Annotated in this window: 23 protein-coding genes; 14 read left to right on the top strand and 9 right to left on the bottom strand. The window is 63.2% G+C overall.

What is annotated here, in order from left to right; translation table 11 throughout:
* Nucleotides 1-354 precede the first annotated feature (354 nt).
* A complete protein-coding gene (locus NKH37_RS30615) occupies nucleotides 355-1,341 on the bottom strand; it encodes an IS5 family transposase (protein ID WP_353004109.1) in 987 nt (328 codons plus the stop codon).
* A gap of 179 nt (nucleotides 1,342-1,520) precedes the next feature.
* On the opposite strand from NKH37_RS30615, the gene rlmN reads away from it, so the two are divergent.
* Together rlmN and NKH37_RS30625 are read left to right on the top strand one after the other, a co-directional pair.
* Nucleotides 1,521-2,753, top strand: a complete 1,233-nt coding sequence (rlmN, locus tag NKH37_RS30620; RefSeq protein ID WP_352481073.1) for a dual-specificity RNA methyltransferase RlmN — start codon at nucleotides 1,521-1,523, stop codon at nucleotides 2,751-2,753.
* Nucleotides 2,750-3,229 (top strand): hypothetical protein, encoded by a 480-nt coding sequence (locus tag NKH37_RS30625; RefSeq protein WP_353004110.1) that lies wholly within the window; start codon nucleotides 2,750-2,752, stop codon nucleotides 3,227-3,229. Before rlmN ends, NKH37_RS30625 begins: the two co-directional genes overlap by 4 nt.
* Here NKH37_RS30625 and NKH37_RS30630 read toward each other — a convergent pair.
* A complete protein-coding gene (locus tag NKH37_RS30630; RefSeq protein ID WP_353004112.1) occupies nucleotides 3,201-3,842 on the bottom strand; it encodes a LysE family translocator in 642 nt (213 codons plus the stop codon). The two genes, NKH37_RS30625 and NKH37_RS30630, sit on opposite strands and share 29 nt — an antisense overlap.
* A gap of 178 nt (nucleotides 3,843-4,020) precedes the next feature.
* On the opposite strand from NKH37_RS30630, the gene NKH37_RS30635 reads away from it, so the two are divergent.
* Nucleotides 4,021-5,244, top strand: coding sequence for an argininosuccinate synthase (locus NKH37_RS30635; protein ID WP_352481074.1), 1,224 nt, complete (start codon nucleotides 4,021-4,023; stop codon nucleotides 5,242-5,244).
* Nucleotides 5,245-5,343: 99 nt separating this feature from the next.
* Here the strand turns inward: NKH37_RS30635 and NKH37_RS30640 are convergent, their stop codons facing one another.
* The gene (locus tag NKH37_RS30640; RefSeq protein WP_352516116.1) at nucleotides 5,344-5,724 is read right to left on the bottom strand and encodes a hypothetical protein; all 381 of its coding nucleotides are present in this window, start codon (nucleotides 5,722-5,724) and stop codon (nucleotides 5,344-5,346) included.
* A 13-nt stretch (nucleotides 5,725-5,737) separates the two neighbouring features.
* Between NKH37_RS30640 and NKH37_RS30645 the strand changes: the two genes are divergently transcribed.
* Complete coding sequence (locus tag NKH37_RS30645) at nucleotides 5,738-6,232, top strand: hypothetical protein (RefSeq protein ID WP_352495991.1); 495 nt, start codon at nucleotides 5,738-5,740, stop codon at nucleotides 6,230-6,232.
* A 58-nt stretch (nucleotides 6,233-6,290) separates the two neighbouring features.
* Here NKH37_RS30645 and NKH37_RS30650 read toward each other — a convergent pair whose 3' ends face one another.
* Nucleotides 6,291-7,091, bottom strand: a complete 801-nt coding sequence (locus tag NKH37_RS30650) for a lytic murein transglycosylase (RefSeq protein WP_023721906.1) — start codon at nucleotides 7,089-7,091, stop codon at nucleotides 6,291-6,293.
* Nucleotides 7,092-7,276: 185 nt separating this feature from the next.
* On the opposite strand from NKH37_RS30650, the gene NKH37_RS30655 reads away from it, so the two are divergent.
* The 7 genes from NKH37_RS30655 to rpsP all read left to right on the top strand — a co-directional run bounded on the left by NKH37_RS30655 (nucleotide 7,277) and on the right by rpsP (nucleotide 14,202).
* Nucleotides 7,277-8,524 (top strand): flavin monoamine oxidase family protein, encoded by a 1,248-nt coding sequence (locus NKH37_RS30655; RefSeq protein ID WP_353004116.1) that lies wholly within the window; start codon nucleotides 7,277-7,279, stop codon nucleotides 8,522-8,524.
* An 89-nt stretch (nucleotides 8,525-8,613) separates the two neighbouring features.
* On the top strand, nucleotides 8,614-9,711 hold the full coding sequence (locus NKH37_RS30660; protein ID WP_353004119.1) for a zinc-binding metallopeptidase family protein: 1,098 nt from the start codon (nucleotides 8,614-8,616) through the stop codon (nucleotides 9,709-9,711).
* Between the two features lie 63 nt (nucleotides 9,712-9,774).
* Nucleotides 9,775-10,377 (top strand): DUF1236 domain-containing protein, encoded by a 603-nt coding sequence (locus NKH37_RS30665; protein WP_023721909.1) that lies wholly within the window; start codon nucleotides 9,775-9,777, stop codon nucleotides 10,375-10,377.
* A gap of 147 nt (nucleotides 10,378-10,524) precedes the next feature.
* Entirely contained in the window at nucleotides 10,525-11,493 is a 969-nt protein-coding gene (locus NKH37_RS30670; RefSeq protein WP_023721910.1) for a CPBP family intramembrane glutamic endopeptidase, read from the top strand.
* A gap of 311 nt (nucleotides 11,494-11,804) precedes the next feature.
* Nucleotides 11,805-13,415, top strand: a complete 1,611-nt coding sequence (gene ffh, locus NKH37_RS30675) for a signal recognition particle protein (protein WP_023721911.1) — start codon at nucleotides 11,805-11,807, stop codon at nucleotides 13,413-13,415.
* Nucleotides 13,416-13,422: 7 nt separating this feature from the next.
* Nucleotides 13,423-13,749: a chorismate mutase gene (locus NKH37_RS30680; RefSeq protein ID WP_023721912.1), complete on the top strand. Its 327-nt coding sequence runs from the start codon at nucleotides 13,423-13,425 to the stop codon at nucleotides 13,747-13,749.
* Between the two features lie 51 nt (nucleotides 13,750-13,800).
* On the top strand, nucleotides 13,801-14,202 hold the full coding sequence (rpsP, locus tag NKH37_RS30685; RefSeq protein WP_023721913.1) for a 30S ribosomal protein S16: 402 nt from the start codon (nucleotides 13,801-13,803) through the stop codon (nucleotides 14,200-14,202).
* A gap of 93 nt (nucleotides 14,203-14,295) precedes the next feature.
* On the opposite strand, the gene NKH37_RS30690 is transcribed toward rpsP, so the two are convergent.
* Together NKH37_RS30690 and NKH37_RS30695 are read right to left on the bottom strand one after the other, a co-directional pair.
* Complete coding sequence (locus tag NKH37_RS30690; RefSeq protein WP_023680734.1) at nucleotides 14,296-14,559, bottom strand: YMGG-like glycine zipper-containing protein; 264 nt, start codon at nucleotides 14,557-14,559, stop codon at nucleotides 14,296-14,298.
* A gap of 192 nt (nucleotides 14,560-14,751) precedes the next feature.
* Complete coding sequence (locus NKH37_RS30695) at nucleotides 14,752-15,162, bottom strand: DoxX family protein (protein ID WP_353004122.1); 411 nt, start codon at nucleotides 15,160-15,162, stop codon at nucleotides 14,752-14,754.
* 259 nt (nucleotides 15,163-15,421) lie between these two features.
* Between NKH37_RS30695 and NKH37_RS30700 the strand changes: the two genes are divergently transcribed.
* Complete coding sequence (locus NKH37_RS30700; protein ID WP_352481080.1) at nucleotides 15,422-15,829, top strand: ACT domain-containing protein; 408 nt, start codon at nucleotides 15,422-15,424, stop codon at nucleotides 15,827-15,829.
* Nucleotides 15,830-15,832: 3 nt separating this feature from the next.
* Here the strand turns inward: NKH37_RS30700 and NKH37_RS30705 are convergent, their stop codons facing one another.
* The 3 genes from NKH37_RS30705 to NKH37_RS30715 form a co-directional block, all read right to left on the bottom strand.
* Nucleotides 15,833-16,216 (bottom strand): GNAT family N-acetyltransferase, encoded by a 384-nt coding sequence (locus tag NKH37_RS30705; RefSeq protein WP_352516117.1) that lies wholly within the window; start codon nucleotides 16,214-16,216, stop codon nucleotides 15,833-15,835.
* A gap of 159 nt (nucleotides 16,217-16,375) precedes the next feature.
* A complete protein-coding gene (locus NKH37_RS30710) occupies nucleotides 16,376-17,410 on the bottom strand; it encodes an aspartate-semialdehyde dehydrogenase (protein ID WP_023721916.1) in 1,035 nt (344 codons plus the stop codon).
* A 104-nt stretch (nucleotides 17,411-17,514) separates the two neighbouring features.
* Complete coding sequence (locus tag NKH37_RS30715) at nucleotides 17,515-17,664, bottom strand: hypothetical protein (protein WP_023721917.1); 150 nt, start codon at nucleotides 17,662-17,664, stop codon at nucleotides 17,515-17,517.
* A gap of 200 nt (nucleotides 17,665-17,864) precedes the next feature.
* On the opposite strand from NKH37_RS30715, the gene NKH37_RS30720 reads away from it, so the two are divergent.
* On the top strand, nucleotides 17,865-19,697 hold the full coding sequence (locus NKH37_RS30720) for a DEAD/DEAH box helicase (protein WP_353004124.1): 1,833 nt from the start codon (nucleotides 17,865-17,867) through the stop codon (nucleotides 19,695-19,697).
* 88 nt (nucleotides 19,698-19,785) lie between these two features.
* Nucleotides 19,786-20,499, top strand: a complete 714-nt coding sequence (locus tag NKH37_RS30725) for a DUF805 domain-containing protein (protein ID WP_353004126.1) — start codon at nucleotides 19,786-19,788, stop codon at nucleotides 20,497-20,499.
* The last annotated feature ends 27 nt before the right edge of the window (nucleotides 20,500-20,526 follow it).

A 20,526-nucleotide genomic window follows, 5' to 3' on the forward strand; every position in this document is an offset into this window, starting at 1 on the left:
AGACGTCAAATCCCCCGCAAACAAGCGAACAACCGCCGCAACCCCGCCGCCGCAAGCTTTTGCTCATGACTGCGCAACAGGTCCCTTGTGGGAGAAGGTGGATTGGCGCGCAGCGCCAAGACGGTTGGGGGGTGCTGGACGGAGTGCAGGGGATGCCAAGCTGGAACACCCCTCATCCGACCGAGCTTCGCTCGGCCACCTTCTCCCACAAGGGCGCCTTTGCAGAGAAGGCGCATAGATATGCGATTTGAGGCATATATGCTTTTTTGAGCGTCGGAGAGCGCTGCTTGGCCGTTCAGCGCGGCATTTTTCAGGATAATCGGCTCATCCGGCCGATTACGGACGGACTCCTGCTTATGCCGGCTTCTCGCCAGGCGGATGGAGGGTGCTGACCATGCGGCGCAGGTTGTAGGCGCAGGCCGCCAGCATGCACTGCGTTCGGTTGGCGGCGAGGTTGAAGAAGCGCAGGCGCCGCATGGCATAGCTCTCCTTGAACACGGCGAAGGGTCGCTCGACCGCCGCCCGCACCTTGGCGATCAGCTGGTTGCGCCGCTTCTGGCGCGGCGGCAACTCGGGATGATGTTTGTTGGGCCGCCGCATCAGGCGGTCCTTGATGCCTGCCTCGACCAGCCGGGCATGTCTGGCGTGGGTATAATAAGCCTGATCGCCATAGACCGCCCTTTCATCGCCGCTGATCAGTGCGTCGGCCGGCTCGGTGTCGGTGACCGAAGCGTCGCTCACCTCGACGCGCCGGATCAGCGTATGATCCTGGTCGACGCCGATGTGCATCTTGTAGCCGAAGGTGCTCTTCTTGCCCTTCTTACCCCAGCGCGCATCCTTGTCCGCCGATGGCTTGACCGGGCCCTGGTGGCCCTTCTTGGGCTGTTTCGGCGGGCGGCCGCGAGCTTGCAGGAACGAGGCATCGACCAGCGTGCCGCGCTTGACGATCAGGCCCTTGTCCTCAAGCTGGCGGTTGATCTCCTCGAACACCTTGTCGATCAGCCGCTCGCGCGTCAGCTCCTCGCGGAAGCGCCACAGCGTCGAATGGTCGGGCGTGCGGTCCGAAAGGCTGAAGCCGGCAAAGCGGCGGAACGACAGCCGGTCGCGGATCTGTGCCTCAAGCGCTGGATCGCTCAGCCCATGCCATGCGCCCAACAAAAGGCAGCGCATCAGCACTGGCGCCGGATAGCTGGCCGTGCCCGGCCCGGCTCCGCTGCGTGCGCCCAAAAGCCCGTCGATCGGACCCCAGTCGATCTCCTTCGCAACAAGATCGAAGATCGTCTCATCCGACACCGCAAGGCCGTTCGCCAAGCTCAATTGACCAAGCACACGATCAACCATCCGCGAATCTCCCGTAGCGACCACGCCACAGAATCACCAATCCGATTCTGTGCAAAGGCCTCACAAGGGGAGAAGGAAGAACCCCCTGCATGACTCCGCCATCAACCTGTGCTATGCGCCGCGCTTCATTTCGGGCACGATGCTGTAATCGGCCGCAAATCGCTTATATTGGCGCAACAATGACCCTTTCATTCGATCTTACCGCCGAAGGCGCGCGTGACGCGTTGCGCACCCGCACGACGCCTGAAAAGCCGTCGCTGATCGGCTTGACGCGCGCCGAACTCGGGGCCGCCCTCGTCGCCGCCGGCATCGTGCCGGAGCGCCAGGCGAAGATGCGCGCCCAGCAGCTCTGGCACTGGATCTATGTGCGCGGCGTTTCCGATTTTGCCGGCATGTTCAACATCTCCAAGGATTTGCGCGCCGCACTGGACAGGCATTTCACCGTTGCCAGGCCCGAGATCGTCGAGGAGCAGATTTCCTCCGACGGCACGCGCAAATGGCTGTTCCGCTTTCCGCCGCGCGGCGCCGGCCGGCCGGTCGAGATCGAGACCGTCTACATTCCCGAAGAAGGCCGCGGCACGCTCTGCATCTCCTCGCAGGTCGGCTGCACCCTGACCTGCTCCTTCTGCCACACCGGCACGCAAAAGCTGGTGCGCAACCTGACGGCGGAAGAAATCCTCGCCCAGCTTTTGACAGCTCGCGACCGGCTCGGCGATTTCCCCGACCGCGACACGCCCGACGGCGCCATCGTGCCGGCCGAGGGCCGGAAAGTGTCCAACGTCGTCATGATGGGCATGGGTGAGCCGCTCTACAATTTCGAGGCGGTGAAGAAGGCGCTGCTGATTGCATCCGACGGCGACGGGCTTTCCCTGTCGAAGAGGCGCATCACGCTGTCGACCTCGGGCGTCGTGCCCGAAATCTTCCGCACCGGCGAAGAGATCGGCGTCATGCTGGCAATCTCGCTGCACGCTACCAATGACGATCTGCGTGACCTTTTGGTACCGATCAACAAGAAGTATCCGCTCAACGAGCTGATCGCTGCCTGCCGTGCCTATCCCGGCCTGTCCAACGCCAAGCGCATCACCTTCGAATATGTGATGCTAAAGGACGTCAATGATTCCATCGAGGACGCCAAGGCGCTGATCAAGCTGCTCAAGGGCATCCCGGCCAAGATCAATCTGATCCCGTTCAATCCGTGGCCGGGCACCAACTACCAGTGCTCGGACTGGGAGACGATCGAGAAATTCGCCGACTACATCAACAATGCCGGCTATGCCTCGCCGATCCGCACGCCGCGCGGCCGCGACATCCTCGCCGCCTGCGGCCAGCTCAAATCGGACTCCGAGCGCATGCGCAAAGTCGACCGGCTGGCGCTGGAAGCGATGATGATCGCAGGGCACGGCGAGGCGTGAATCGCGTCGTCGCCTATCTGATCCGCTTCGCCGTCATCCTGATCGGTTATGGCGTCGCCTCGCTGGCGGCCAGCGCATTTCTCAATATCATGTTTCTGGCGTCCCTGGGCTACACGCCGGAGCAGGCACCGCCGGCGGCGACGGCTTCCCTCTATTTTTCCGTCCCCTTCGTCGCGCTGTTCGTCGCCTATTTCGCTTTCATGCCGGCGGCGATCGCCATCCTGGTTTCCGAAATCCTCGGCCGGCGCGACTGGCTGTTCTATGCACTGGCGGGCGCGGCGGTGGCGGCGGTCTTCCTCGGCTTCGTCCACCAGACGAACGACGCCAATTTCGAGGTTACCAACACAAGCGTCATGCTGGCGGTGATCGGCTGCGGCATGGTCGGCGGTATTTTCTACTGGCTGAGCGCCGGCCGCTCGGCTGGGAGCTGGCGTCAAATCGGACGCCCTATTTCGCCTGGGCCGTCAGCATCTTGAGCGCGAAGGCCGAAAAAACTCCGGCAAACAGATAGTCGACGACGCGCGTCACGCGCGGGCTGGCTTTCATCGCCGCCGAGAATTTTTCCGCCGCCAGCACCATCGGCGCTGTCACCGGGACCGACAGCACGACGAACATCGCGCCGAGGAAGAACAGCTTTCCCGGCGCATTGGGATCATGCGCGGAGACGAATTGCGGCAGGAAGGTCATGAAGAACAGGATGATCTTCGGATTGAGCAGATTGACGCCGAGCCCCGCCGCCCAGCTGCGAACCAGCGATATCTGCGGCCCGCTCTTCTTCTCCGGTGAAAACGCCGACCCTTTTGTGATCGCCTGCCAGGCCAGGAAGACCAGATAGCCGGCGCCGAAAATCTTCAGCACGAAGAACGCCATCGGCGAGGCGACGATCAGCGCCGAGACGCCGACCACCACCAACGTGGTGTGGATCAGCGTGCCGCACAGCGCGCCGGCCATCGAGGCGAAGCCGGTGGCGCGGCCCTGGCTCAGCGTGCGCGACACGAACAGCGTCATGTCCGGCCCAGGCGTAATCGCCAGGATCACCGTCGCGATGGCGAATTGGATAAGCGTAGCGTTGTCGGGAATGAAGGACATTGGCGGCCTCGGACAAGAAGGCGCAGCCTATAGCGCAGGCGCCTCGCCGACGCCAGCATCTCGCCGCCACGGCGTCTGGTCCAGCGCTTGCGGCTCCCAGGCGCCTGTTCCTCCCTTGCGCAGCCCCGAAACGCCGTGATACCTCGCCCGCAAGAATCCTGTCGCGGAACCGCCCACCATGTCGAAAGCAAAAGCCGTCAAGAAAGTCGTGCTCGCCTATTCTGGCGGCCTTGACACCTCGATCATCCTGAAATGGCTGCAGACCGAGCTCGGCGCCGAGGTCGTGACCTTCACCGCCGATCTAGGCCAGGGTGGCGAACTGGAGCCGGCTAGGCGCAAGGCCGAGATGATGGGCATCAAGGATATTCGCATCGTCGATGTCCGCGAGGAGTTCGTATCCGATTTCGTCTTTCCGATGTTCCGCGCCAACGCTGTCTATGAAGGCACCTATCTGCTCGGCACCTCGATCGCCCGGCCACTGATCTCGAAACATCTTGTCGAGATCGCCAGGGAGACCGGCGCCGATGCGATCGCCCATGGCGCCACCGGCAAGGGCAACGATCAGGTGCGTTTCGAACTCTCGGCCTATGCGCTCAACCCCGACATCAAGGTCATCGCGCCCTGGCGCGACTGGTCGTTCAAGTCGCGCACCGATCTGATCAATTTCGCCGAGCAGCACCAGATTCCGGTGCCGAAGGACAAGAAGGGCGATGCGCCGTTCTCGGTCGACGCCAACCTGCTGCATTCCTCCTCCGAGGGCAAGGTGCTGGAAGACCCGTGGAGCGAGCCGCCGGAATTCGTCCACCAGCGCACCATCTCGCCGATGGATGCGCCGGATGAGGTCACAGAGATCGAAATCGAATTCCTCAAGGGCGATCCCGTCGCGCTCAACGGCAAGAAACTGTCGCCGGCAACGATGCTGGCGGCGCTGAACGATCTCGGCCGCGACAATGGCATCGGCCGGCTCGATCTGGTCGAGAACCGTTTCGTCGGCATGAAATCGCGCGGCGTCTACGAGACCCCCGGCGGCACCATCCTGATATCGGCCCACCGGGCGATCGAATCGATCACGCTGGACCGCGGTGCCGCCCATCTCAAGGACGAGTTCATGCCGCGTTATGCCGAGCTGATCTATAACGGCTTCTGGTTCGCGCCCGAGCGGCTGATGCTGCAGGCGATGATCGACAACAGCCAGGAAGACGTCGAAGGCATCGTGCGGCTGAAGCTCTACAAGGGCAACGTCATTGTCACCGGCCGCAAGTCGAGGAAGACGCTCTATTCCGACGCGCTGGTCACCTTCGAGGACGACCGCGGCGCCTACGACCAGAAAGATGCCGAAGGTTTCATCCGCCTCAATGCGCTGAGGCTGCGCACGCTGGCGGCGCGTGGTCGTAAAGGCTAAGTATATATTCATGAAAATCCTGCTTAGCCTGGATCCATACTCTTAGTGAGCTAATGTAGTTGTTTCTAATGACAGCTGCAGAGCTTTTCTTGCTTGACCTCATGGCCGGATTGTCCAATTGTTTTTTTGGGCAATGGGGCTGTAATAATGCGACTTGGTCTTTTGATTTTGACGGCGATGATCGGCATTCTGGCGGGCTGCCAGACCGGACAGGACATCACGAAGAAGGATCCCCAGGCGGGATGCATCGCCGCTGTCGCTACATGGACCATTACGTTCAAACATGAGATCGCAGCCTTCATGGGCGTTTCTCAGGAACGCATGCCGAGCCTCTTCTGCCGGCGCTTGGGCGATGCGGTGCGCAGCGGCCGAATTGGCTTCTCCGACATAAACAGCCTTCAGCTCGACCAATCCACCGACATCTGGAAGGTCATCAAAGGCAAGTGACAGGTCGGCGATGGTTAGTTTGCGACGCGCCACGCGACTTCCGCTGATGTTGCTGGCGGGCCTGGCAGCAGCCGGAGCGGAGGAATTCGATCCCACCTCGCTCGACCTCGCCGCGCTGATTGAATGCAGGGCCGACGTGCCGGCCTATAACGGATTCGCCTTGTGGCTGAGCGGTGAGCCCGGCGCGGCGGAAAAACTTGGCTGGAAGGAAGTCACCGCCGGCAATCCTTTCCTCAGGCAATACGAGCTGCCGGCCACGGTCGGCGTCTTCGGGCGCGAAACGGCGGCCGTCGTCCTTACCGCGACCGGGCCGATGGCGGTGTTTGACGATGTTTCCGCGCCCGATCTCGCTCGAGCGCTCGGCGTCACAGCGCAAATCTCGACACCGGACAAATTCCTTGGCGAGAAGGTGCTCGTCGAAAGCAGCGAGGAAGCCGACGGCATGACATTTTCCACGCACATTGCGCTCAATGTCTCAACCGTTAATTCACATCCCGGCAAGGTTCTCGCCGGCTGCTCCTACGCGCTCGACGTGAAATAGAAAGCCCGGCGCATGGCCGGGCTTTCTGTCGAATCATTCTATCGAATAGAGATTTCTGTCAGTCGGCATCGATGGCTGTGGCCATGCGGGCGATGGCCTGTTGATAGACGCTAGCGGAATTCCAGCCAGCGATTGCGCCCATATTCGCCTGCGCGCTCGCTCCGGCCCGCCAACCATGGCCCTTGAGGAAGTTGGCCGTGGAAGCCAACGCAGTGCTCTTGTCGCGCAGATTTTTGTTGCCGACGCCATACGTCAAAACATTTCCGGGCAGGAACTGCGTGTGGCCGATCTCGCCATGTGCGGCACCGACCGACGAGGCGCTCAACGCTCCGCGATCGACCAGCTTCAGGGCTGCAATGGCATGGGGATAGAAGAACTCCGGACGGCGGCAATCATAGGCGAGCGTTAAAATGGCAGAGACCGTATTCTGGTTGCCCATGGCGGAACCGAAGCCCGTCTCCATACCCCAGATGGCGATCAACACACCCGGCGACACGCCGTAATTCCGTTCGATCTTGTCGAACAGCGCCGCATTGGCCTTCTTCAGCGCACGGCCCCTGGCAATGATCGCGGACGCGCCACGGCGCTTCATGAAAGCTTCGACCGAGCCGCTGAAAGCCTTATGGATGGCGCGGTCGACGGAGATCGTCTTTGTCGCGTAGGTTGCGCGAGCCAGAGCGGCCAGACCCTTCGAGCCGACACCGTCGGCCTTGGCCTCCGCGGCAAACTCCGGTTTCCACGCCTCGAAGCCGGCGCCGTTTTTGCCACAACTGGCCGCCGCCTGCGCGCCCGTCGCCAGCGCAAGCACCGCCACCACCGTGGCCACTACAAACATCTTCCCCTTGGCAAGAAATGCCATGCTGCTCTCCTGGTTGCCTGAATCACGTTCCCAATTGCGAATTTGCCAGCGAAACACCTGCTTGTCACTGTCCCGGCGCTGCGCCGATGCACTCAATACAGCAGGAACTTCAAATCCACCACACTGGCGGATGCCCGGGAATTTGCCTACGATCAAGTAATTATTGTGGCGGGGACAGAATAAGCATGAAAGACGTTGATGTCGTGATCGTCGGCGCCGGTTCGGCCGGACTTTCGGCTGCCAAGACCCTGCGCGCCGCCGGTTTTTCCTTCAAATTGTTAGAAGCGATGAACCGCGTCGGCGGCCGCGCCTGGACCAGCGACCAGCATTTCGGCGTGCCGTTCGACATCGGCTGCGCCTGGCTGCATGCGGCAGACCGCAATCCCTACTTTCCCGAGGCGAAAGCCGCCGCCTGGACGCTTCATCACCACGACATGAATGTCGATCATCTCTACTACCGCGAGCGAAAGGCAAGCGAAGCCGAAGAGGCCGCGATGAAGGTGGCCGACGCAAGACTGCTCGAACTGGTGGCGGCACGTCAGGTGAGGGAAGGCGACGATGACCGCCTTTCGGCATTGCTCGCCAAAGGCCACGCGCCGCGCGCCGCCGCAACCTTCGCGGGGCCGATGGATTTCGGCGCCGACGAGGACGAGATATCGATCCGCGACTTTCAGGCCGCCGCCGATCTCGATCCGAACTATTTCACCAGGGAAGGCTTCGGCACGCTGGTTGCGCGCTTCGGCGCCGACGTGCCGGTGGAGCTGTCGACGCCGGTGCGCAAGATCCTCTGGGATGGGCCGGGCGTAGCCTGCGTCACGGATCGCGGTACCATCCGCGCCAAGGCTGTCATCGTCACCGCCTCGCCGGCAGTGCTCGCCTTCGAGGAGATTGCGTTCTCGCCCGCACTCCCCGATGGGCATTTCGCTGCCTTCTTCGATCTGCCGATGGGCATGCTGACCAAGCTGCCGGTCGAAATATCCGGCACGAGGCTTGGCTTGGAGCCGTTCGACGATTTGCTGATCGAGCGGCTGGCCCGGCACGACATCTACTTCCTCTGCTTTCCCTTCGACTTCGATTTGATGGTCGGTTTCGTCGGCGGCGATTTCGCTTGGGAGATGTCGACGGCGGGCGAGGCGGCCGGCATCGACTTCGTCGTCGACCGGCTCTGCGGCATCTTTGGCGGCGACGTACGAAAGCATGTCGGACGCGCAATGATGACCAATTGGGGCGCTGAGCGGTTTGTGCGCGGCGCCTATGCGGCGGCGCGGCCCGGCCGCTCGCAAGCGCGCGCCACGCTGATGCAGCCGGTGGCGGAAAAGATCTTCTTCGCCGGCGAGCATTTGGCCGGTCCGCTGATGCAGACCTGCGGCGGCGCCAGATTGTCGGGCGAGGCAGTGGCCAGGGAGGTCGTGGCCCAGCTTGCGGCAAAATAGCATCGGCCGGCAGGAACGTGGGCCGGTGACAGGCGTTTGGCCTTGTCCTGTTCGCCTCGTCCTCCGCATTCGAATGATTTGAGACGCCAATGAAGCTTTTCGACTGCCCGCATTGCGGCCACCGTCTCTATTTCGAGAACGCGCAATGCCTGAACTGCGCCAGCCTCGTGCTCTATGATCCCGAGCATGCGCGTTTTGTGCTGTCCGGCATCGACGACATCTTCCAATGCACCAACGCCGACGGATGCGCCTGCAACTGGATGGCGGAGCCTGGCCACGCCTTCTGCCGCGCCTGCACGCTGAACCAGCTGATCCCGGATCTGTCGGTCGACGGCAATCGCCGCCGCTGGATCCGTGTCGAGGCGGCAAAGAAGCGTGCCGTCTATTCGCTGCTCGCCTTCGGCCTGCCGGTCGCATCCAAGCAGAATCCCGGCGACGAGATCGGCCTCGCTTTCGATTTTCTTGCCGATCCTATCGGTGGCGGTCCCGGTGGCGAGCGTATCCTGACCGGCCATGACAACGGCCTGATCACGCTCAACGTCGCCGAGGCGGACTCGGCTGAGCGCGAGCGGCGGCGCGTCGAGATGGGCGAGAACTACCGCACGCTGCTCGGCCATTTCCGCCATGAGCTCGGCCATTACTATTGGGACCGCCTGATCCGTGACGATCCGCAAAAGCTTGCCGGTTTTCGCGCTTTGTTCGGCGACGAACGCGCCGGCTACGAACAAGCGCTGAAGACCTATTACGCCGATGGCGCGCCGCCCGACTGGCAGCAGCGCCATATCTCGGCCTATGCGACGTCGCACCCGTGGGAGGACTGGGCCGAGACATGGGCGCATCACATGCACATCACCGACACGCTGGAGATGGTGCATGCGCTGAATTTCCCGCTCGGCCGGCTGGAGACCGTCGAAGCCAACGAGCTGCCGCGCGCCGATACCGGCGGCGAGCTGCAGCCGGCACCATCGGAACCCGCCACCAGGCCGGAGCCTTTCGAAAAGATCCTCGACCGCTGGCTGGTGCTGTCGGAAGCTTCCAACTCGATCAACCGCTGCATGGGCCTGCCCGATCTGTATCCCTTCGTAATCTCCGACGTGGCGGCGCAAAAGCTTGCTTTTGTTCACGAGCTTTTGACTGACCTGCCGAAAACTATTGGAACAAATCGTGAGCCGGCGGAGGCTTTTTAGCCGGAACGCATGCCGCTTTGCTTCGTTTTCGGTCCCGAGGGACTGTGAAACGGAGAGAAAACCATGAAACGCATATTGTTTCCGGCGGTGGCCGGAGCGCTCATAGCGATGTCGGGCTCTGCTTTGGCCGAAACCGCCGTCTCGGCCATCACCGATCTCAATGTACGCGCCGGCCCCGGCCCGCAATATCCGGTCATCGGGGTACTCGCGGCCGGCCAGTCGGCGACGCTCGACGGCTGCATCGCCAACAGCAAATGGTGCACCATCGCCGAGGCCAACGGCCAGGGCTGGGTCTATTCCGACTATGTGACGGCCGATTTCGGCGGCAGCCGTGTGGTCCTGACACAGCGTCCGGCCGGCGCCGACATTGCCGTCGTGACACCGCCTGCCGATAGCGCCGAATATTCCGACAGCTATACCGGAGCGATCGTTGCCGGCGAGGCGATCGAGCCCATCCGGCGGCCGCCGGCGGAAATCCGCACCTATGTCGAAACGAACCGGCTCGATCCGGTCTATCTCGAAGGCGAGGTGGTTACCGGCGCGATGTTGCCCGACACCGTCGAGCTGCGCGAGATACCCGATTATGATTATCGCTACGTCTATGTGAACGGCCAGCCGGCGCTGGTCGATCCGAGCAGCCGGCGTATCGTGTACGTCGTGCGCTGACGCGCAAAACAGGGCGGTCGCCCTGTAATGGCGGCCGCTCACACCCCGACATTGCCACAAGCCGGCATTGCCGCTGCAATACCGGTTTCCACTTTTGCGTCCGATGCTCTAGATCATGCGAGCCGAAGCACCAGCCAGCGAGCCCGCGTGACGATCGACCCGACCGCCTTCCAACAGTACCGGCACACCGCCAACGAGAAGACCACTTTGCCGCGCCTTCTGCTTGGAACGGTCGTCGTCATCCTGTTCTGGCTCGGAATCACTGCCGCCGTGCTGTTCGGCGGCACCTATGCCTTTGCCGTTTGGCAGGCGTCGTCTGGCACCGCCCCGCCAGGTGGAGGAGCGGTGCAGGATTTCATGGCCTCTCCAGCGGGCATCCTCGCGGCGCTGGCTTCGTTTGCCGGAATCTGGCTCGGCCTTTGGGCTGCCATGCGCTGGATCCATCGCGAGAAGCTGACGGCCCTGATCGGCGTCAGCCGGCGCATTTCATGGTCGGGGTTCCTGAAAGGGCTGGCCGCCGTGCTGATCACCTCGCTGCTTTCCGAGATCCTGCTTTACGGCCTGCAGCCCGATATTGCGCGCGGTACGATCGGCCTGTCCTCGTGGCTTTTGTTCCTGATCCCGATCGCTGCGCTGACCTTTCTGCAGACCTCGTCGGAGGAGATGCTGTTTCGCGGTTATCTGCTCAGGGGCCTGGCGAGCCGGTTCCAGAACCCTTTCATCTGGGCGCTGCTGCCGGGATTGCTGTTCACCTCGCTACATTGGAGCCCAGGCTCGAGCGCCGCGATCAATGCCTGCGTGCTGGCCTCGATCGCCGCCTTTGCGCTGCTGCTGACGCTTCTGGTCTATGCAACCGGCAATCTCGGTGCCGGCTTCGGCGCCCATCTCGGCAACAATCTGACCGGCTTCCTGCTGATTTCGCACCAGCAAAGCTATAATTCCTTCGCCCTGTTCAACGCCAAGCCGCTCGAAGCCGCCGGCTGGACGACTTCAGACGCCGTCCTCATCGCCGCGATCGGCATCGTCAGCAGCCTGTTGACCGTTCTGCTGCTTTTGCATCCGCGCTCCCCGCTGAAGGTCGAGCCGGATATGGCGCGCGCCAGCAGCGTGCGCTGATGCGCCTTGCCTGGTGGTCCTGAGCATATTTGGCGCAAAGCCTGACCAAAGCTTGACTCCGCGGCCGATTTCCTGTTACACGCCGCGAAATTCCGCGACGAGTATTCCTCCGAGCAAACCGACCGGGACGCCGAAACCTCTTTGAGGTGAAGTGCTGTAAATCGATCCCGGAGGCCAACACCCGGCAGCGCTGTGCGCCCCCGGGTGCTTTTTGGCTTTGGGCTTTTGCCCGGACCGGCTTTTGCTTGGACAGCTGGCGCGAACGCATTACCTCTCGGGCATCATCCGGGTGCCAGGGAAAAGGAAAAAGAATGTTTGAATCGCTACAGGAACGTCTTGGTTCGATCCTGAACGGCCTCACCGGCCGCGGCGCCTTGTCGGAGGCGGATGTCTCGGCGGCGCTGCGCGAGGTGCGCCGCGCGCTGCTCGAGGCCGACGTGGCGCTGGAAGTGGTGCGTTCCTTCACCGACAAGGTGCGCGAGAAGGCCGTCGGCGCCGCCGTGGTCAAGTCGATCAAGCCCGGCCAGATGGTCGTCAAGATCGTCCATGACGAGCTGGTCGAGATGCTCGGCGCCGAGGGCGTCGCCATCGACCTCAATGCGCCGGCTCCGGTCGTCATCATGATGGTCGGCCTGCAAGGTTCCGGCAAGACGACGACCTCGGCCAAGATCGCCAAGCGGTTGGCCGAGCGCCAGAACAAGAAGGTCTTGATGGCCTCGCTCGACACGCGGCGTCCCGCCGCGCAAGAGCAGCTCCGTCAGCTCGGCGAGCAGGTCAAGGTCGCGACGCTGCCGATCGTCGCCGGCCAGACGCCAGTCGACATCGCCCGCCGCGCCGTGCAGGCGGCAAAGCTCGGCGGCCACGACATCGTCATCCTCGACACCGCCGGCCGTACGCACATCGACGAGCCGTTGATGGTCGAGATGGCCGACATCAAGAAGGTGTCGTCGCCGCACGAGATCCTGCTGGTTGCCGATTCGCTGACCGGCCAGGACGCCGTCAATCTGGCGAAAAGCTTCGATGAGCGTGTTGGCATCACCGGCCTCGTGCTGACCCGCATGGACGGCGACGGTCGCGGTGGCGCAGCACTCTCGATGCGCGCCGTCACCGGCAAGCCGATCAAGCTGATCGGCATCGGCGAAAAAATGGACGCGCTGGAGGAATTCCACCCCAAGCGCATCGCCGACCGCATCCTCGGCATGGGCGACATCGTCAGCCTCGTCGAAAAGGCAGCCGAGAACATCGACGCCGAGCAGGCGGCGGCGATGGCCAAGAAGATGCAGTCGGGCAAGTTCGACCTGAACGACCTCGCCGGCCAGCTTCAGCAAATGTCGAAAATGGGTGGCATGGGCGGCATCATGGGCATGATGCCGGGCATGGGCAAGATGAAGGACCAGATGGCCGCCGCCGGTCTCGACGACAAGATGTTCGGCCGCCAGCTCGCCATCATCTCGTCGATGACCAAGGCCGAGCGCGCCAATCCCGATATTCTGAAGCACTCGCGCAAGAAGCGCATCGCCGCCGGCTCGGGCACCGACGCGGCCGAAATCAACAAGCTGTTGAAGATGCATCGCGGCATGGCCGACATGATGAAGGCGATGGGCGGCAAGGGCAAAGGTGGCGGCCTGATGCGCGGCATGATGGGCGGCCTCGCTTCCAAGATGGGGCTCGGCGGCATGATGCCCGGCATGGGCGGCCAAGGCGGCATGATGGGCGGCGGCATGCCCGATCTGTCCAAGATGGACCCCAAGCAGCTCGAGGCCTTGCAGAAGCAGGCACAGGCGGCCGGGCTCGGCGGCATGAAGGGCCTGCCCGGCGGCTTTCCCGCTGGCGGTGGCCTGCCTGGCTTGCCCGGCGGCATGAAGCTCCCTGGTTTGCCGGGATCCGGCGGCGGGCTGCCTGGCCTCGGCAAGAAGAAATGAGGGCGCCATGAACGAAGAAAAGGACATGGCTGACGCGCGCGCGGCGCTGGTCAATTATCGCGCCTCGATCGACAACATCGACGCGGCGCTGATCCACATGCTGGCCGAGCGCTTCCGCTGCACCAAGGCGGTCGGCGTGCTGAAGGCGGAGCATGGCCTGCCGCCTGCCGATCCGGCACGCGAGCAGCAGCAGATCGCCCGTCTTCGCCAACTGGCGAAGGACGCCCATCTCGACCCGGATTTCGCGGAAAAATTCCTGAACTTCGTCGTCCGCGAAGTGATCCGCCATCACGAGCAGATCGCCGCATCCAACGGCATAACGAAAACCGGCTGAGGACCAGCCACCAACCGATCAACCAAATCAGAGCTTTTTAGGAGAAAAGAAATGCCACTGAAAATCCGACTGGCCCGTGCGGGCTCGAAGAAGCGTCCCTATTACCACGTCGTCGTCGCCGATGCCCGTTCGCCGCGCGACGGCCGTTTCATCGAGTCGCTTGGCTCGTGGAACCCGCTGCTGCCCAAGGACGGCGAACGCGTCAAGGTTGACGCCGAGCGCGTCAAGCATTGGCTGTCGCACGGCGCCCAGCCGACCGACCGCGTGCTGCGCTTCCTCGACGAGGCCGGCCTCGCCAAGCGCGAAGCCCGCGCCAACCCGAAGAAGGCCGAGCCCGGCAAGAAGGCGCAAGAGCGCGCAGCCCTGCTGAAGAAGGCGCAGGAGGAAGCTGCAGCCGCTGTTGCCGCCGCTTCCGCCGCGCCGGCCGAGGCGGAAGCCGCCAGCGCCGAATAAGTCATCGATTGCCCTTCACAAAACGGCTGACCAGTCACAAAACGGCGGGCCTTTGCCCGCCGTTTTGCTGTCCATCCGTATGATGCGGCCCGATCAATAGCCTTCCGGGCAACTCGCAACGTAGACACGGCCATTGCGATCGCGATAACGGCACTGGCCGCTTTCGCTGGCACGGCCGATCAGCGCACCGGCCAAGGCGCCGGCCGCACCGCCGATCACCGCGCCCTTGGTCGGGTTGCCGGCCACTGCGGCGCCGACCGCCGCACCGCCCAGGCCACCAACGGCCGCGCCTTGCTCAGTACGGGAGCAGGCACCGAGCGGCACCAGCAGGGCCATCAAGATCATCACCTTTTTCATTGTCGTTCCTCTCCAACAGGGTGCCGTCCTCGCCGCTGCGCCCCCTAACTCGCAACCAGCCAATTTGATCCAAAGAAGAAGATCGGCAGCAGACCGGGCGGCGCTCGATTTGATCCAAAGAGAAGAAAGGCGGCGGCAGACAGCGCCCTCTCTGGCGGCGTGGCCGCCATCGAACGGCTTTGGAAGTCGCTGCTATTGGCTGAACGGGATCAGCGCGCGCACCCTTGGATCGCGCAGATACAGGCCGCCCCAGAGGATGGCGCCGAGGTAGACGCCGAACAGCATATGCGAGAACAAAGGGCTGCCGATACGCACATGCGTGGCGATGGCGCCGCCGAGATAGGCGGTGAGCAGGATGGCGCCGAGCACCGAGGTGCGCGGCAGTACATAAAGTGCTGTCGAGACCAATCCAATGATGCCGAGCATGCGCGAGACATTGGCATCGGCTGGCCAGCCGAGCTGCACCATGGTCTGGGTGACGATTTCGAGCGGCGGTAGCTTGATGATGCCGTCGAAGATCATGAACAGCACGATGACGGCGCTGAGCACGCGACCGGCCCAGAGGGCGCGCGGTGAGACGGATGCTGCCTGAGACTTGGTCATTGATGTTCCCTCCGGTCGTTGCGAGCACTGGCTTTTCTGCCAACTCGAACCAAGGACGCGTCCCATGACGGCCATCCGACATGCCTCCAGTGCTTTTTCACTCCGGGGACGGCGACCTTGGATGTGCAAGTTCAGCCAGCAACCAACCTGGCCAAGTCCACCTTGCGAGGTGAGGTGGAGGGCGTTATTGGAAATCCGTAAGGGTATCTCCCGAGCGCTCGACGGCAGCAGCCGCCTAATCGCACAACGAAAGTAAGCGATGGCCGGAGAGACCGACCTGAAAAAGTTGCTGGCGGCAATGACGCCGGAGTTGCTTGCCGGCGTTCATGTCTTCACCACGTTGCCACCTGATGCGGCCGTTCCCGACCAGCTCGATCCGGTAATGCTGTTTCGCGAGCACGAGGGCATGACGCTGATCGTGCTTGAAGACCAGGCCAAGACCGCTGGCCTGAAAACCGTGTTCCGCTGCCGGATGCTGACGCTGAACGTCCATTCGTCGCTGGAAGCGGTCGGCTTCCTCGCCGCCATCACCGCGCGGCTGGCCACCGCCGGCATCGGCGTCAATCCGGTCTCGGCCTTCTACCACGATCACCTGTTCGTGCCCGCCGACCGGGCGGAGGAGGCGCTGGATGTTTTGCAGAAACTCGCTGCGGACGCCGCACGATAAGGATCAATGCCTTCGGACGTACAAAATGTCGGGCAATCGCTCTTCATTGTTCGTGCCGTTGCCCAAAGCTTCCGCGCGAAAGCCATGGCGCTCGTAGAAGCGCCGAGCGCCTGAGTTCGACTGAAAGCAATGCAATTTCACAACCGGCAAATTCGCGGTTGCTTGTGTCAGCAGCCGGGCGCCGATGCCTTGGCCGGTCCAGGCAGGATCCAGATAGAGCTGCTCGACCCATTCTCCTGCAACGGCGACAAAGCCAACAATGGCCGCGTCGATTTCGGCGACCGTCACGTGCTGCTGCGCCAGCACGGTGCCGCTGATGAAGGCCATATCCTCATCCGGTGTATGCAGGACCGGCATCCAGTCGAACGACGAAAGCGCTGCGCGCATGATCCTGGCAATTGCGCCTGCGTCCGACCCGTTAGCCGGACGCAGCGCGATTTTAGTCGCAATGCTCATCTCACAAGCCTGCGACCGCGGGCCGCCGGCCGTCCGGCGCCCCCGCGGAGGGCCAGCCGCGAAGCGGCGATGCGGCCCGTGAGCGAGAAGTTATGCCGCCTTCTTCTTTGGCTGGATCAGCCCGCGCTCGACCAGCAGCTCCGCGATCTGAACCGCGTTGAGTGCCGCGCCTTTGCGCAGATTGTCGGAGACGATCCACATCGACAGGCCGTTGTCGATGGTCGAATCCTCGCGGATGCGCGAGATGAAGGTGGCGTCCTCGCCAGCCGATTCCAGCGGCGTGATGTAGCCGCCGTCCTCGCGCTTGTCGATGACCTGGCAGCCCGGCGCCTCGCGCAGGATCTCGCGCGCCTCATCGGCGGTGATCGGCTTCTCGAACTCAATGTTGACCGCTTCCGAATGGCCGATGAACACCGGCACCCGCACGCAGGTCGCCGTCAGCTTGATCTTGGGATCGAGCATCTTCTTGGTCTCGGCCACCATCTTCCATTCTTCCTTGGTGAAGCCGTCGTCGAGGAAGACGTCGATATGCGGGATGACGTTGAAGGCGATGCGCTTGGTGAACTTCTTGACGTCGACGGAATCGGCGACGAACACCGCCCGCGTCTGCGTGAACAGTTCGTCCATGCCTTCCTTACCGGCGCCGGAGACCGACTGGTAGGTGGCGACGACGACGCGCTTTATGGTGGCGAAGTCATGCAGCGGCTTCAGCGCCACGACCAGCTGCGCCGTCGAGCAGTTCGGGTTGGCAATGATGTTCTTGCGTGTGAACAGCGAAATCGCATCCGGGTTCACTTCGGGAACGATCAGCGGCACGTCCTGGTCGTAGCGGAAGGCCGATGAATTATCGATGACGACGCAGCCCTGCTTGCCGATCTTCGGCGACCATTCCTTGGAGACGTTGCCGCCGGCCGACATGATGCAGATGTCGGTGTCGGAAAAATCATATTGGTCGAGCGTCCGGACCTTCAGCGTGCGGTCGCCGAACGACACTTCCGTGCCCTGGCTGCGCCGCGAGGCCAGCGCCACCACCTCGCTCACCGGAAAGCCGCGCTCTTCAAGTATGTTGAGCATTTCCCGGCCCACATTGCCCGTGGCGCCGACGATCGCAACCTTGAAACTCATCGAAATCTCCTGTCCCTCTCCGCTCGGTTTCTGGAGAAAACCCGCCGGCCAATGCGGGTTTCACCCCGGGCCGGACCCGGGAGAGGGTGGTTAGGCCAAGGGAATCAGACCGTTTTGGTGGTCGTTTTACCGGTTTTTTTGACCAAGAACGTGGTTTTGCTGGAACGGAAAGGCGCACCGAGACGTCCAGCCCAATGGTTCGCATTGGGGCCGGGGATGTCGAAGGCAAGAAGCGCCATCAAAAGGCCGCGCATCGAAAACTATCCCGTTCAGTGCCGGCTTTTACGCGGTTTGCGTAAGGAGTCAATCGCAACCAGGCGGATCGCCCGCCCTGTACAATGAGGGCGGCACGAAGTACGAACGGGCATCGTTTGGCTCGTGGCGCCCGTCGTGGCGCTTGCCGACATCAGACCCGTCGCCGGGCATTTAAGAATCCGAATTTCGAAAGAAGCATATGTCCAACTTCGAAGCTATTGTCCCCGCGCTGGCAAAGGCGCTGGAAAAACGCGGCTATGTCGAGCTGACACCGGTGCAGAAAGCGGTTCTTGAGCTCGGTCAGGCCGATGCGCTGGTTTCAGCCCAGACCGGCTCCGGCAAGACCGTCGCTTTCGGACTGGCCTTGGCGCCGACGCTGCTCGACGGCGCCGAGCGCTTTTCCCACGCGGCGGCACCCCTGGCGCTGGCCGTGGCGCCGACGCGGGAGTTGGCCCTGCAGGTGACGCGCGAGCTGGAATGGCTCTACGAGCTGACAGGCGCCACGGTGTCGTCCTGCGTCGGCGGCATGGACATGCGCACCGAGCGACGCGCGCTGGAGCGTGGCGCCCATATCGTCGTCGGCACGCCCGGCCGCCTGCGCGACCACATCACCCGCAATTCTCTCGACATGTCGGCGCTCAAGGCAGTCGTGCTCGACGAGGCCGACGAGATGCTCGATCTCGGCTTTCGCGAGGACCTGGAATTCATCCTCGACGCCGCCCCTGCCGAGCGCCGCACGTTGATGTTTTCCGCGACCGTGCCGCGCTCCATCGCCACGCTGGCCAAGGGCTACCAGCGCGATGCCGTGCGCATCTCGGCCTCGGGCGAGGAGAAGCAGCATCTCGACATCGAATACCGGGCGCTGGGCGTCGCGCAGGCCGACCGCGAAAACGCCATCATCAACGTGCTGCGGTACTATGAGGCGAAGAACGCGCTGGTGTTCTGCAACACGCGTGCCGCCGTCAATCACCTGACAGCACGCTTCAACAACCGCAACTTTTCCGTCGTGGCACTGTCCGGCGAGCTGAGCCAAAACGAGCGCAGCCACGCGCTGCAGGCGATGCGCGACGGCCGCGCCAAAGTCTGCATCGCCACTGACGTCGCGGCGCGTGGCATCGACCTGCCCAATCTCGAGCTGGTCATCCATGCCGACTTGCCGACCAACCCGGAGACGCTTCTGCACCGAAGCGGGCGAACGGGACGGGCGGGGCGCAAGGGCGTCAGCGCGCTGATCGTGCCGAACAATGCCCGCAAGCGCACCGAGCGGCTGCTGCAGAGTGCCGGCCTTGCGGCGACCTGGGCGAGCCCGCCCTCGGCCGACGACGTGATACGGCGCGATGACGAGCGCATTCTCGCCGACCCGGTCCTCAGCGAGCCTATGAAGGATGAGGAGCGCGGCTTCGTCCAGGCGCTTCTCGATCAGCACGGGCCGGAACAGGTCGCCGCAGCCTTCGTACGGATGTGCCGCTCCAGCCGCTCGGCGCCGGAGGACCTTCTCGACGTCGCACCGTTCACGCCGTCGGGCGAAAAATTTGCGCGCCGGGACGAGGCACCGAGCCGCCGCGACGATTTCGGCGACAGCGTCTGGTTCTCGCTGTCGGTCGGACGCCGGCAGAATGCCGAGCCGCGCTGGCTGATCCCGATGCTGTGCCGGACAGGCGGCATCTCCAAGCGCGAGATCGGCGCCATCAAGATGCAGCCGGAAGAAACCTTCGTGCAGATCGCGGCGGACTGGGCCGAGCGCTTCCTCGCCGCGATCGGCCCCGACCGCAAGCTGCAGGGCAACATTGCGGTCAAGCGGCTGGACGGCACGCCCGATCTGTCGCGGGCCGGCTATCAGGAGCCGCGCCCCGACAAGAAGCCGCACCGCGGCAAGCGGACATTCGGTCAGAACGCGCCCAAATTCGAGAAGCGCGCACCGGCTGACCAGCGCCCGGCATTCGAGGCAAAGCCCTGGGCCGGCAAACCGGCCAAGGCGAAATTCGAAGGCGGACCGGCGAAACACAAGAAATCGAAGAAACGGCCGGGGTGAATAGCCTGCCCCTTCCATTTCGCGCACGCCCCTTGCGGTCTACCGGAACTTTGCACAGTCTGGGGCAGGGCAATGGGGTGGGCAGGACATGCGCGGCGAAGTTCTTCACTATGACGAGGACCAGGCCTTCGGTTTCATTACCGGGGCCGATGGCAACCGCTACAGCTTCGCGCGCGAGGACTTGCGCCGCCAAGCGTCGGTTGCCGGAGGCACGACCGTCGAATTCCAGCCGGCTGGCGGACGGGCACGCGATGTTTTTTCGATCCACGCCCAACCTGCCAGTGCACCCGCCGACGCCTCCGCTGCAACCGCCGCCCCATCTCAGGCCGGCAATGCGCCCGCGGAACGCCAACCGCAACATTTCGGCCGGTCCGCTGAAAACAGTCCCGCCGGATCCGCCGGCCTGTGGAGCTATTTCTGGCTGGGCCTGACCGAGAATTATTTCAACTTCGCCGGTCGTGCTCGCCGCAAGGAATATTGGGGCTATTGCCTGTTCTGGACGATCGCGCTGATTGTGGCGATAGGACTCGGCGTCTTCATCGACGACGCCATGGGCAATCTCGACAACAGTGAATTGCCGGCAGTGACGGTCGGCCTTTGCGGCCTCTTCCTGCTGGCGACAGCGCTGCCGTGGTTCGGGCTCAACGTGCGCCGCCTGCACGATATCGGCCTGACCGGCTGGCTCTTCCTGCTTTTCCTGATCCCGACCTTCGGCACCGTGATCATCCTGATCTTTGCGCTGATCCCGACCCAGCCGCGTGAAAACCAGTGGGGTCCGGTGCCGGCGGGTGTCCAAATCTAACCGCGGGAGTGCCGCCGCATCGGCGGC

The organism is Mesorhizobium sp. M1217, assembly GCF_040318275.1.
Taxonomy (GTDB): Bacteria; Pseudomonadota; Alphaproteobacteria; order Rhizobiales; family Rhizobiaceae; genus Mesorhizobium.